The organism is Mycobacterium terramassiliense (genome assembly GCF_900157385.1).
Lineage (GTDB): Bacteria > Actinomycetota > Actinomycetes > Mycobacteriales > Mycobacteriaceae > Mycobacterium > Mycobacterium terramassiliense.
The window spans coordinates 264,390-276,809 of the sequence record NZ_LT717700.1; the positions used below are offsets into that span (position 1 = coordinate 264,390).

A 12,420-nucleotide genomic window follows, 5' to 3' on the forward strand; every position below is an offset into this window, starting at 1 on the left:
TTCCCAAACGGTGCCCCGGAAGGCCTTGCGGCAGAGCGGTTTTCAAGGCTTCAACATGACCTTGACCGCTCCGTCCTGCTTTTTCTGGAAGATCTCGTAGGCGTGGGGGGCCTGGTCGAGGGGCAGCACGTGGGTGGCGAAGGTGTCGACGCCCAGCGGGTCGTCGTCGGTCAACAACGGCATGATGTCGTCGACCCATTTCTTGACGTTGGCTTGCCCCATCCGCAGGGTCACCTGCTTGTCGAAGAGGGTGAGCATCGGCAGCGGATCGGCCATCCCGCCGTAGACCCCGATCAGCGAGATGGTCCCGCCGCGGCGCACGGTGTCGATGGCGGAATACAGGGCGCTGAGGCGGTCCACGCCGGCGGTCTGCATGACGCGCTTGCCGAGGAAGTCCGGCAATATCCCGCTGGCCTGCTGGGCCAGCCACGCGGCGGGCGAGCCGTGCGCCTCCATGCCCACCGCGTCGATCACCGAATCGGTGCCCCGGCCGTCGGTCAGGTCGCGGACCGCGTCACCGAGGTCTGCGTCTAGCCGACCCAGATCGATGGTGTGAATGCCGCGCTCGGCGGCCCGGGCCAGACGCTCGGGCACCAGGTCGACGGCGATGGCCCGGTAGCCGAGATGATCGGCGATGCGCGCGGCCATGTCACCGATGGGCCCCAGGCCCAGCACGGTCACCGACCCGCCCTCCGGGATGTTGGCGTAGGCCACCGCCTGCCAGGCGGTCGGCAGCACGTCGGAAAGGTAGACGAAGCGCGAATCCGGCGGCCCCGCAGGGACTTTGATGTGCGTGAACTGCGCCTGCGGCACGCGCAGCAGTTCGGCCTGGCCGCCGGGGACTTCCCCGTAGAGCTCCGAATAGCCGAACAGCGCCGCCCCCATGCCCTGGTCGCGCACCTGGGTGGTTTCGCACTGGGTGTAGAGCCGCTTCTCGCACATGTAACAGCGGCCGCAGGAGATCTGGAACGGGATGACGACCCGGTCGCCGACGCGCAGGTCGCCCGTCTCGGGGCCCACCTCGCGCACGATTCCCATCGGTTCGTGGCCCAGGACGTCGCCGGGCTTCATAAAGGCGCCGAGGATCTCATACAGGTGCAGGTCGGACCCGCAGATGTTGGTGGAGGTGACCTCGATGATGGCGTCGGTGGGCCGTTCGATCTTCGGGTCGGGCACCGATTCCACCCGAACATCGCGCTTGCCGTGCCAGGTGACCGCTTTCATGTACGTGGCACATACCCGCGTCGCGCCGGTCGAAACGGCACGGGTCGCCGGGGGTTACGCGCCGCGTTCGGTCTGGTGGCGACGCTTGAGCGGGTGCTCGCTGTCGATCAGTGACGTGGCGATCTCGATCAGCTTGGTATTGGATTTCTGGGATAGCCGGGAGAGCAGTTCGAACGCCTCGACGGCATCGAGGTTGAAGCGTTCCATGATCACGCCCTTGGCCTGGCCGATGACGTCCCGGGACGCCAGCGCGCTGCGGAATTGGTCTTGGCGGCGCATCATCGACCACGCCAGGGCGACATGCGCTGCGAAAACGCCTCCGATTTCCAATGATTCGTCGGTGAACGAGTAGGGGTGCTCGGCATAGAAGTTGAGCGCGGCCATGCTGCCGCTGGCGGCGAACAGCTCGTAGGACAGGATCGAGCGGATGGGGGTCTGCTCGAGCGCGTGCCGCTGATAGTTCGGCCAGCGCTGATCGATGTTGAGGTCCTCGACATGCATCACGTGGTGCTGCCACACGGCCTCCAGGCAGGGTCCCTCCCCGCACCGGTTCTGGATCGCGTCCAGGACCATCGGGTAACGGTGCGTGGCGACCACATTGCTGACGGCCTTGGTCTTGTCGGCCATGGTGATTCCCGCGTACTGGCAGCCCGCCACGTGCCGGGCCCCACTGTCGACGAGTTCGTACAGACCGACGGTGGTTTCCATCCCATTGCGATCAAGCTCGGCGATCAGGCCCGCCAGCTGGGCCACCACCGTGTTCACATCCTCCCGCGCCACGGCATCACCCCCTCGGGGTCTTTGGTGCGCGTACTGCCCATCATGCGCCTGCGCGCAGAACGAAGTCTATGAGCCACCCGGCGAAGTGCAAGGCTCGCGTGACGAACGGGGCTACTCAAAACGAAGAGATCTCATCGCGCCGGGCGCCGGACGAAAGCGGGAACCTTTGCGGCTCAAGGCTTACGGTGGCCGGCTAGCCGCCGTTCCGCTTCTTGGGTGCCGCGCCCTTCGAGCGCAGAGTGGAGTTGGCCGCCGACAGCGCGGCGTTGTCGTCTTCCAGGCTCAGGATCCGCGCGATGCCGGCCAGGTTCACCCCGGCGTCGAGCAGTGCGCTGATGCGCTGGAGGCGGGCCAGGTCGTCGGCGCTGTAACGCCGCGTTCCGCCGTGGCTGCGAGCCGGCGTCACCAGCCCATAGCGTTCGTAGAGGCGCAGCGACTGCACCGGGATGCCGGAAAGTTCGGCGGCTACGGAGATTCCGTACACCCCCCGATCGGGCGCCGGCGCACCGGTGTCACCAGGGTAGTCGGTCATCGAGCAGCTCCTCAGCAAACTTCCACAGAAAACCTGTCTATCACACTTGCGCTAAGCTGTCGACGGTGTTATATCAAATCTATGTCATTAGACATAGGAAATAGCCCGCTTCAGAGTCAAGAGATTGGAGTGAGAGGTGACTGCCATGCTGATGCGTACCGACCCGTTCCGTGACTTGGACCGCTTCACCCAACAAGTGTTCGGCACGGCCGCCCGGCCCGCCGTGATGCCGATGGACGCCTGGCGCGAGGGCGACCACTTCGTCGTCGAGTTCGACCTGCCGGGCATCGACGCCGACTCGCTGGACATCGACATCGAGCGCAACGTGGTGACCGTGCGCGCCGAGCGGCCGGCCCTCGACCCCGACCGCGAGATGCTGGCCACCGAGCGGCCCCGCGGGGTGTTCAGCCGCCAGCTCGTGCTGGGCGAAAACCTCGACACCGACAGGATCGAGGCGTCCTACAACGAAGGAGTCCTGCGGCTGCACATTCCGGTGGCCGAGAAGGCAAAGCCGCGCAAGATCTCCGTCGGCCGGGGCAACGGGCACCGGGCCATCGACGACAACGCGACGCAGCGGGAGGTGATCGACGCCTGATGAGGTGGCGGGCGGGCGGCGTTTCGGCGCCGCCCCCGGCCCGCTCCGATCCGTCGACCCGAGGAGGCGAGGTCTGAGATGAATTGGCAGCTGAACGGCCAGACGCCCCATGTCGAGCAGGCCTTGGCCTCCGGCGTGCCGCAACGGGTGGGGTGGTTTCGCTTTTACTTCGCCGACCAGCGGTGGGAATGGTCCGAGGAAGTACAGCGGATCCACGGGTACGAACCCGGCGCCGTCACGCCGACCACCGACCTGGTGCTCGCGCACAAGCACCCCGACGACCGCGGACAGGTCGCGGCCACGATCGAACAGATCCTCAACACCCGCCAGGCGTTCAGCACCCGCCACCGGATCATCGACACCGGTGGCACCGTGCGCCACATCGTCGTCGTCGGTGACCAGCTGTTCGACGAACACGGCGACGTGATCGGGACGCACGGGTTCTACATCGACGTCTCCCCGCTGGCCGAGCGCGCGCAGGAGGAGGCGGTCACCGCGCGGCTGGCGGAGATCAGCGAGCACCGCGCCGGCATCGAGCAGGCCAAGGGCATGCTGATGCTCGTCTACGACATCGACGAACACGCCGCATTCAACCTGCTCAAGTGGTTGTCCCAGGAGGCAAACGTCAAGCTGCGGGTGTTAGCCGAGCGGATCGCCGAGGACTTCCGCGGCGCCGGCGTGGCTCTCAACCTGCAAACGGAATTCGACCACCTGCTGCTGACCGCGCACCGGCGCATCCATCAGCGCGACGGCCAGCAGGTCACCGGGTGACGGATTTGCGCGTGGCCTTCGGTCGGGTGCGGCTCGCCTTGACCAACTTCGCGACGGCGTCCTCGATGCCGGCCGCGAGCGCCTCGATGTCCGGCGCGTTGTCGTAGTCGGCGGTGATGCCGAAGATGAACGCGTCGGCGTAGCTGAGCATCGCGATGCCGGTGCGCAGCTGCAGGGCAATCGGGGGCACCGGCAGGATTTCCAGCACCCGCCGGCCCATCAGAGTCTGCCGCTTGCGCGGGCCGGGGACGTTGGTCGCCAGCGCGACCACCGCCCGCTGGGGAAGCCGGGCCAGCAAGCGAATTCCCCACGCGGTCAAGGCGAACGGGATGTTCTTGGCCGCCGAGACCAGCGCGCTGCCCCCCTCGCTTTGACCGCTGGCCTTGGCCCGGGTGAGCCGGCCGTGCACCAGCCGCAACTGCTCCACCGGGTCGGCCTCGTCGACCGGCAGCAACGGCAGCATCGCCGAGACCTGGTTGTCGGTCATGCCGAAGTGGTTGGTCGGGCGAACCGAAACGGGAACGAGCGTGCGCAGCGAGTTGCGGCCGGGCCGTTCCCCCCGCTCGAGCAGCATCTTGCGGTAGCTGGCGGTGATGGCCGCCAGCGCCACGTCGTTGAGGGTCACGTCGAACGCCCGGGCGACCCGCTGCAGGTCGGCCAGCCGGACGCGGGCCGCGCTGAAGCGCCGCATCGTGGTGACGGGCCCGTTCAGCGACGATTCCGGCGCGAGGCTGAACATGCTGGCGGTGAGTTCGGCCGCGCCCACGGCGACGTGTTCGGCAGTCGCCGCCGCGGCGAGCGCGCTCCGCCCGATGTCACCGATCCAGCGCACCGGGTTGAGGCCGAGCTTGGGCGGGCTCGGCGGGCCGGACCGGTCCGGCTCCCTGGCCGCGCGGATGTCGGTGGCGAAAGTGCCTCCCCGAGCATCGGCGTCGTCGCTGAACCTGGCCAGCAGCTGCGTCGTCGCGATGCCGTCGGCGATGCAGTGGTGGATCTTGGTCAGCACCGCCCATCGGCCGCCGCTGAGGCCCTCGATGAGGTAGCACTCCCACAGCGGGCGCTCGCGGTCGAGCCGCCGCTCCATCACGGTCGCGATCGTCTCGAACAGCTCGGCGTCCCCGCCCGGATGCGGCAGCGCGAGGCGGTGCAGGTGCCGAGTGATGTCGAAGTGCGGGTCGTCCACCCATTCGGGCGCGGCGAGATCGAGCGGGTGGGTCCGCAGGATCTGCGTGCACCGCGGAATGGTCGGCGCGCGGTCGGCGAAGGCGGCGACGAACTCGTCGAAGTCGGGAGCGGGACCCTCCATGATCGACACTCCCCCGACGGCCAGGCTCACGTGCGGATCGGCGTCCTCGACTTCCAGGAAGGTCGCGTCGAGCGCGGTTAATTGCTCCATCTCGCCACTTTCCGCCACCGCGCGGCCCCGCGGTGAGAGCCAGAAGTCCTCAACTTTCGGGGCCTAATGACGGCAGCGCGGCGGCAGCGGCGGGTCATATCGTGAGGCGCATGAGCGGGTTCAACTACATTCGGTTCTTCGAGGAGATCGGCATCGACGACGTGCCGGTGGTCGGCGGCAAGAACGCCTCGCTCGGCGAGATGTACCAGAAGCTGTCCGGGCAGGGCATCCGCGTCCCGCACGGGTTCGCCACCACCGCGCAGGCGTACCGGCACATGCTGGACAGCACCGGCGCCTGGGACGCGCTGCACGCCGAGCTCGACGACCTCGACGCGGACGACGTCGCCGCGTTGGCGCGCAAAGGCAAGCGCGCCCGCGAAATCGTCTACGGCGCCGGGCTTCCCGACGACCTGGCCGCCGAGATAGTGTCCGCCTACCGCCTGCTGCAGGCCGAGTACGGCGAGGAGGTCAGCCTCGCGGTGCGCAGCTCGGCGACGGCCGAGGACCTCCCGACGGCCAGCTTCGCCGGCCAGCAGGAAACCTTCCTCAACATCACGGGTTCGGAGAGCCTGCTGGACGCGTGCCGCCGTTGTTTCGCCAGCCTGTTCACCGACCGGGCCATCCACTACCGCGTCGACCAGGGCTTCGACCACTTCAAGGTCTCGCTGTCGATCGGCATCATGAAGATGGTGCGCTCCGACCTCGCGTCGTCCGGGGTGATGTTCACCATCGACACCGAATCTGGCTTCAACGACGTCGTTTTCATCACGGGCGCCTACGGGCTCGGCGAGAACGTGGTCCAGGGCGCCGTCGACCCCGACGAGTTCTACGTCCACAAGCCGACCTACCTGGCCGGTCACCGGGCCGTGCTGCGCCGGCTGATCGGCGACAAGGCGGTGAAGATGGTCTTCGTCGAGGGCGGCACGAAGCAGACGACCCGCAACGTGCCCACGCCCAAGGCCGACCGCGCCCGATTCTGCGTCACCGACTCCGACGTGCTCGAACTGGCGGGCTACGCGTGCACCATCGAGGGCCACTACGGGCGGCCGATGGACATCGAGTGGGCCAAGGACGGTCTCGACGGCAAGCTCTACATCGTCCAGGCTCGCCCCGAGACGGCGGCCTCCCAGCGCAGCCTCACGACGGTGGAGTCCTATGTGCTCGAGGGCAGGGGCGAGGTACTCACCGAGGGTCGTTCAGTCGGCGAGAAAGTCGCGTCGGGTGTGGCGAAGCGCATCGACCACCTCGAGCACCTGTCGGACTTCCAGCCCGGGCAGGTGCTGGTCGCCGACATTACGACGCCGGACTGGGAGCCGATCATGAAGATCGCCGCCGCGATCGTCACCAACCGCGGCGGGCGCACCTGCCACGCGGCGATCATCGCGCGTGAACTGGGCATCCCGGCCGTGGTGGGCGCGGGCGATGCGACGACGAGCGTGCCCGACGGCGAGGTCGTCACCGTGTCCTGCGTCGAGGGCGACACCGGGCGCGTCTACCGCGGCGAGGTCGGCTTCCACATCGATCGCACCGAATTGGCCGGCCTGCAGCGGCCCCGAACCCAGATCATGGTCAACCTCGGCAACCCGGACCTCGCGTTCAAGACGTCGTTCTTGCCCAACGACGGGGTGGGGCTGGCCCGAATGGAATTCATCGTCAGCGAGTACATCAAGGTCCACCCGATGGCCCTGCTGCACCCCGAACGGGTCGGCGACGCCGGGGCGCTGGCCACGATCGAGCAGCTCACCCGCGGCTACCCCGACGGGGGCGCGTTCTTCGTGGAGCGCCTCTCCGAGGGAATCGGCACGATCGCCGCCGCCTTCTGGCCGAAGCCCGTCGTGGTCCGGATGTCGGACTTCAAAAGCAACGAATACGCCAGCCTGGTGGGGGGCAACGCCTTCGAGCCGTCCGAGAGCAACCCGATGATCGGCTTCCGCGGCGCCTCGCGCTACGCGCATCCGGCCTACGCCGAGGGATTTGCGCTGGAGTGCCGCGCGATGAAGCGGGTCCGCGAAGACATGGGCCTGACCAACGTGGTCATCATGCTCCCGTTCGTGCGCCGGGTCGCCGAGGCGGACCTGGTGCTGCAGACGATGGGCGAACTCGGCCTGCGGCGCGGGGACAACGGGCTCGAGATTTACGCGATGTGCGAGATCCCCAACAACGTGATCCTCCTCGATCAGTTCGCCCAACGCTTCGACGGCTTCTCCATCGGCTCCAATGACCTGACCCAGCTCACGCTCGGCGTCGACCGCGACAGCGAAATCGTCGCCTTCGACTACGACGAGCGCGACGACGGCGTCAAGGAGATGATCCGCTTGGCCGTGGAAGGCTGCCGCCGCAACGGAATCCACTCGGGGCTGTGCGGGCAGGCGCCGTCGGATTACCCCGACATGGCCGAGTTCCTGGTCCGCACCGGCATCGACTCGATCAGCCTGAACCCCGATGTGGTGGTGAAGACCACCCGCCAGATTCTCGAGCTGGAGCGCCAGGCGGTGCCGCTGCAATAACCCTCCGCCGAGATCGACGCCGTCGCGAAGAATGACGGGTGAACCGCACGCTAGCGTCGATCTCGGCGCCTACGGCTGCCGATACAGGGCCGCGCCGGCGGTGACGCCCGCGCCCGCGGCGACGAACAGGACCCGCGCGCCGGCCGGGAGCCTGCCGGCCTGCGGTTCGAACGCCGCCGCCAGCGCGGCGGTGTGCATGCGCTGATCGTCTGCGACGCAGACCTTTTCGATCGGTATCCCGAGCGCTTCGCTCAGCGCGGCGCGATACCCGGGCCGGGCCGGCGCGGCGACGACCAGGTCGATGTCCGCCGTTCCCACGGACTGGCCGTCCAGGCAGGCCCGCGCCGCCGACGCGGCCGCGGCGGCGAATCGCTCGTCCATCGCGTCGGACCGCTTGAACCGCAACACGTTGCGCGCGTCGGCGAATCCCACTGTGGCCGAGAACACCTCGGGTTCCTCCGTGTTCACCCAGGACACCCGGCTCAGGCCGTCGTCGTCATCGGTCCAGCGGCACAGCAACGCCGCACCGGCGGGCGAGAACGGAAAGTGTTCGCTCATCCCGTGTCCCGGATCGGCGTCGCTGGCCACGACCAGCGCGCGCTGCACGCTGTGTGTCCGCAGGAACCCGTCGACGATGTGCAGTGCCGTCAGCACTCCGCAGGCGCCGTTGGAGACGTCGAAGGAGAAGGTGCCGTGGGCGCCGGCGTGCGGATCTTCGGGATTGGCCCCGATGTCGTCCTGGATCAGCGCGGCCAGCGCCGGCTCCCCCAGGTTGCGGTCGCGGTAGATCCCGGCATTGACAACGAGATCCAGTTCATCGGGGTCGCACCCCGCCCGGTGCAGGCAGTCCTTCGCGGCGGTAACCGCGAGGTGCAGCGCGCTGTGCCGGCCCCGCAGCCGCGGGTGCGCGAGGCCGACTCGATCAATGATCGTGCCCATAGCGGTTCACCAGGTCCTCATCCAGGGTCAGCAAGACCACGCCGATCTCCAATCCCGAGGCCAGCGCCAGCAGCGCGACCGTTTCTCCCGGCTCGATGCGCCCGGACTCGAGTTCCTCGACCAGAGCCACCGTGTGGGTCGTCGACGCCGTGTTGCCGTACCGGTCGACGGTGATCACCGCGTCGTGCCGCGGGCTGTCGCCGAACGCCTCCGACATGCGCTTCATTCCCTTGCGGATGGCGCGCGCGGAGGTCTGGTGCGTGATCACGTGGTCGATGTCGTGCACCGAAATGCCCACGGCGTCGAGCACTTCGCTCAACAGCAACGGCGTGTTGGCGATCGCGGCCTTCTGGATGGCGCGGGAATTGGTGAACATCCGCGCGCCCGGGTCGTGGCCCTCCGGGTAGGCCAGGCAGAGCCGGCTGTAGTCGGCCACCGTGGTGAAGCCGGCCAGGCTGATCCCCGCGGAGCCCGCGGGGGCCCGCTCGAGCAGGAGCGCGGCGCCGGCGTCGCCGAGCGTCAGGCAGGCCAGTTCCTTGCTCATGATGTTGCGAATGTGGCGCGCCGCGTTGTGGCTCAACTGCGAGATGTACTCACCGCTGACGACCAGGCCCCGCTCGACGACGCCCTGTCGGATCCAGTTGTTCAGAATCGTGACCCCGGTGAGCATTCCGGCGCATGCGTTCGACACGTCGAAGGTCATCGCCTGCGGGGCCCCGATCGCATGGGCCACGGCGGCGCTCATCGTCGGCTCCAGCCATTGGGTCAGCCCGCCACGGAATTTCGTGATGCTGCAGCTGATCACCACGTCGAGCGCGGCCGGATCCTGCCGCGCCTTGGCCAGGCAGTTCAGCGCGGCCGAGGTGGCCAGGGTGTAGGAATCCTCGTCGCCCACCGAGACGCGGCGCTCCCGGATCCCGGTCAATCGCTCCAGATCGATGTGGGTGCGGTGGCGGGTGGTCGCCATCAATTCGTCTGTCGTGAGCCGGGTCTCGGGCAGCTGCCGGCCGGCGCCAGCCAGCCGGGCGACGAATGGGGCGGGGGTGCCCTCCCCGGCGGTCTCCATCACCAGCCAATGCCGAGTCATCATTCATACCTCCTGTTTCGGCCGCCCGTTATTCACGAAACTCGAGAACCTCGGCCACCAGGCGACGCGCGGTGGATTCGACGTGCCGGCCGTCGAGCGTCGACGCGCCGACCCGGATCAGCAGCTGCGGCGTTCCGGCCGTGCCGGTGAGCTGTTTGACGGTGTCGCGGCTCATCGCCATCTCGGTCATGTGCGTCAGCGTGCAGGTCGCCAGGCCGGCGACGGTGCACTCGAGCAGCACCGCCGACAGCGCCTCACCGCAGCGCAACACGTCCAGCGGGGCGTCGTCGTGGTGGGTGGACAGCACGAGGATCTTGGAATGATCTTCGTCGACGCCGGAGCGGTGCGGCTCCTCGGCCGCCGGGGGAAAGGCGCGGGCGACATCCACCGCGGCGGCCTCCGAACCCGACACCAGCGCGCTGTCGGGCACATGGGTGGCGTCCGACTCGAATGGCGATGTCCACCAACGCAACTCGGACATGTAGGACGTGTCGTAGCGGCGCAGCTGCTCGGTGAGCGCAGACGCCTCCGCCAGGGCCGGTCGCGCTTCGTCGGCCACCACGTCCAGCATCACCTCGTGCGGAAGAACCGCGCGGCGCAGCGCCGGCTCCAAAGACGCCCACGCCGTCGGCGCGGCGAACGGCAACCGATCCGTACGCCGCCGGCGGATCGCCGCGGCCCGCTGCAACTGTGCCTCCGTGACGCCGATCGGCCGAAATTCGAGGGTGGCCAGCAAGTCCGGTTCAAACGGATCGGGGAGGCGGTTGGTCGCGGCGTCCCAGCCGGTGGCGGCCATCGCGACCCGAAGGTGGTCGAGCACCGCGCCGCAACTCAGGATCAACTCGCGGCCCGTGCGGTCGGTCGCGGACATCAGGCGGCGGCGATCGGCCCACAACTGCAGCCGCGCGCCCGCGACCACCCATCGCCACGGCTGGCTGTTGTGCAGCGAAGGCGCCCGGCCGGCCAGCATGATCGCGTCCCGGATGACCTCGGCGCCCGGCGTTTGCACCAGCATCTGAACCACCCCATTAAGGTCTGTCAGCTCGACAGTAGGGATCCCGCCGAAGGTGCTGACAGGGCCGTTAGTCCCGAACGATCGGGGCGTTCGGCTCCCAGGGGGAGCGGTTCGCCTATGGCGACGCGAGCCAGACGCCGAGCGCCGCTCGCGCCGAGTCCTCGGGGGACCCCGAGGTGTCGATGCGGTGCGCGGTGTCCCAGCCGGCTTGCTCAGCGGCCAACGCCGCGGCGATCTCCGGCGTCACCTCCGAGTTGCCCGGCGCCCTGGTGGTGATTCGGCCGGCCGCCGTCTGCCTCGCCGCCGCGCACCTGAGTTCCACCGTCGCCGAGTGCGTTTCGGCGGCGATGCGACGGGCGCGGGCCCGCATCTGCGGATCCCGCCAGGTACCGTCGAGGATCACCGATTGCCCGTTGCCCAGCAGAGGGCGCGCCCGCCGCAGGGCGGCCTCGTAGACGGCCGCGACGTTGCCGGGGTGATACAGCCCCTGATCGAGGACGCCGGATTCCCCGGTGATCGAGCCCGAATCCCGCAATTCGCGCCGTACATCGTCGGTCGAGATCACCTGCGCCCCGGTCCGTTCGGCGAGCGCCCTTGCCACGGTGGACTTGCCGGTGCCCGGGTTGCCGCCGACCAGGACCAGCCGCACGCGACCGGCCTCCAGGTGCTCGACGGCGATGGCGAGGTGGCGGGCGGCATCCCCGGCGGCTTCCGGCTTGCCCTGTGACAGCCGCACGCAGTCGACCTTCGCCCGGACGCCGGCGCGGTAGGCGATGTAGAAGTGCGCCAGCGCCGGCGGCACGGCCCGCGCCGAGTGCGCGGCGTAGCGCTGCAGGAAATGCTCGCCAAAGTCTCTGCGGCCCAAGAACTCCAGGTCCATCGCCAGGAACGCCGCATCATCGATGCAGTCGACGTAACGGAGCTTGTCGTCGAACTCCAGGCAGTCCAGCAGCGCGGGTCCGTCCGGCACGCAGAAGATGTCGTCGGCGAGCAGATCGCCGTGACCGTCGACGATGAGCCCGTCTTCGACGCGCCGCCTGAACAGGGGCGCACGGCCCGCGACGAATTCGGCGGCGAGGCGCCGCGCTCGTGACAAGGACTCGGGCGCCAGCGTACCGGCGTAGCGGTCGAGTTCGGCCAGGTTGTCCCGCCACCGCCGGTCGATGGCGTCGGCCTCGCCCTCGGCGCTGATCGCCGGGCCACGCTGCGCGCCGTCGTGAAACCGCGCCAACGCCGCGGCGATGGCATCCAGCACGCCCCGAATGGACTCGCCGGTGTCGCGGCCCACCATGGACGCCAGCCGGTGCTCGTCGCGGTAGCGGCGCATGACGACGATAGGTTCGGCCGGGCCGCCGGCGGGGTCGCTGAGGTGCGCGACCCCGAGGTAGCTGTCGGGCGACAGCCGGCTGTTCAGCTCGACCTCCCGGCGGCACGCGCGCTCCCGCTGCTCCACCGCGCGAAAGTCGAGAAAGTCGGTCAGCACCGGCTTTTTCGCCTTCAACGCCCGATCGCCCACCAGCACGACCATGCCCGTGTGGGTTTCGTGCACGTCGATGTAGGGCACCGCGGTTGTG

General features: G+C 68.7%; 11 protein-coding genes. 3 read left to right on the plus strand and 8 right to left on the minus strand.

Annotated elements, in window-relative coordinates:
• Positions 1-42 precede the first annotated feature (42 nt).
• From MTAB308_RS09270 to MTAB308_RS09280, 3 genes are all read right to left on the minus strand, one after another.
• Positions 43-1,224 carry a zinc-dependent alcohol dehydrogenase gene (locus MTAB308_RS09270; RefSeq protein ID WP_077099195.1) on the minus strand — a complete coding sequence of 394 codons (1,182 nt, stop codon included), beginning with the start codon at positions 1,222-1,224 and terminating at the stop codon, positions 43-45.
• 54 nt (positions 1,225-1,278) lie between these two features.
• Complete coding sequence (locus tag MTAB308_RS09275) at positions 1,279-2,004, minus strand: GAF and ANTAR domain-containing protein (protein WP_077099196.1); 726 nt, start codon at positions 2,002-2,004, stop codon at positions 1,279-1,281.
• Positions 2,005-2,197: 193 nt separating this feature from the next.
• Positions 2,198-2,536, minus strand: coding sequence for a MerR family transcriptional regulator (locus MTAB308_RS09280; RefSeq protein ID WP_077099197.1), 339 nt, complete (start codon positions 2,534-2,536; stop codon positions 2,198-2,200).
• A 145-nt stretch (positions 2,537-2,681) separates the two neighbouring features.
• Between MTAB308_RS09280 and MTAB308_RS09285 the strand changes: the two genes are divergently transcribed.
• Together MTAB308_RS09285 and MTAB308_RS09290 are read left to right on the plus strand one after the other, a co-directional pair.
• Positions 2,682-3,131 carry an Hsp20/alpha crystallin family protein gene (locus MTAB308_RS09285; protein WP_077099198.1) on the plus strand — a complete coding sequence of 150 codons (450 nt, stop codon included), beginning with the start codon at positions 2,682-2,684 and terminating at the stop codon, positions 3,129-3,131.
• Between the two features lie 78 nt (positions 3,132-3,209).
• Entirely contained in the window at positions 3,210-3,902 is a 693-nt protein-coding gene (locus MTAB308_RS09290) for a PAS and ANTAR domain-containing protein (protein ID WP_077099199.1), read from the plus strand.
• Here MTAB308_RS09290 and MTAB308_RS09295 read toward each other — a convergent pair.
• Positions 3,892-5,298: a WS/DGAT/MGAT family O-acyltransferase gene (locus MTAB308_RS09295; RefSeq protein ID WP_077100079.1), complete on the minus strand. Its 1,407-nt coding sequence runs from the start codon at positions 5,296-5,298 to the stop codon at positions 3,892-3,894. The two genes, MTAB308_RS09290 and MTAB308_RS09295, sit on opposite strands and share 11 nt — an antisense overlap.
• A gap of 110 nt (positions 5,299-5,408) precedes the next feature.
• Between MTAB308_RS09295 and ppsA the strand changes: the two genes are divergently transcribed.
• Positions 5,409-7,805 carry a phosphoenolpyruvate synthase gene (gene ppsA, locus MTAB308_RS09300; protein WP_077099200.1) on the plus strand — a complete coding sequence of 799 codons (2,397 nt, stop codon included), beginning with the start codon at positions 5,409-5,411 and terminating at the stop codon, positions 7,803-7,805.
• A 69-nt stretch (positions 7,806-7,874) separates the two neighbouring features.
• Here ppsA and MTAB308_RS09305 read toward each other — a convergent pair whose 3' ends face one another.
• The 4 genes from MTAB308_RS09305 to MTAB308_RS09320 form a co-directional block, all read right to left on the minus strand.
• On the minus strand, positions 7,875-8,744 hold the full coding sequence (locus MTAB308_RS09305; protein WP_077099201.1) for a 3-oxoacyl-[acyl-carrier-protein] synthase III C-terminal domain-containing protein: 870 nt from the start codon (positions 8,742-8,744) through the stop codon (positions 7,875-7,877).
• A complete protein-coding gene (locus MTAB308_RS09310) occupies positions 8,728-9,831 on the minus strand; it encodes a 3-oxoacyl-ACP synthase III family protein (protein ID WP_077100080.1) in 1,104 nt (367 codons plus the stop codon). The genes MTAB308_RS09305 and MTAB308_RS09310 overlap by 17 nt, the downstream gene beginning before the upstream one ends.
• A 28-nt stretch (positions 9,832-9,859) precedes the next feature.
• Positions 9,860-10,846: an Acg family FMN-binding oxidoreductase gene (locus MTAB308_RS09315; protein WP_077100081.1), complete on the minus strand. Its 987-nt coding sequence runs from the start codon at positions 10,844-10,846 to the stop codon at positions 9,860-9,862.
• Between the two features lie 115 nt (positions 10,847-10,961).
• A complete protein-coding gene (locus tag MTAB308_RS09320; protein WP_083746534.1) occupies positions 10,962-12,374 on the minus strand; it encodes a bifunctional aminoglycoside phosphotransferase/ATP-binding protein in 1,413 nt (470 codons plus the stop codon).
• Positions 12,375-12,420: the final 46 nt, after the last annotated feature.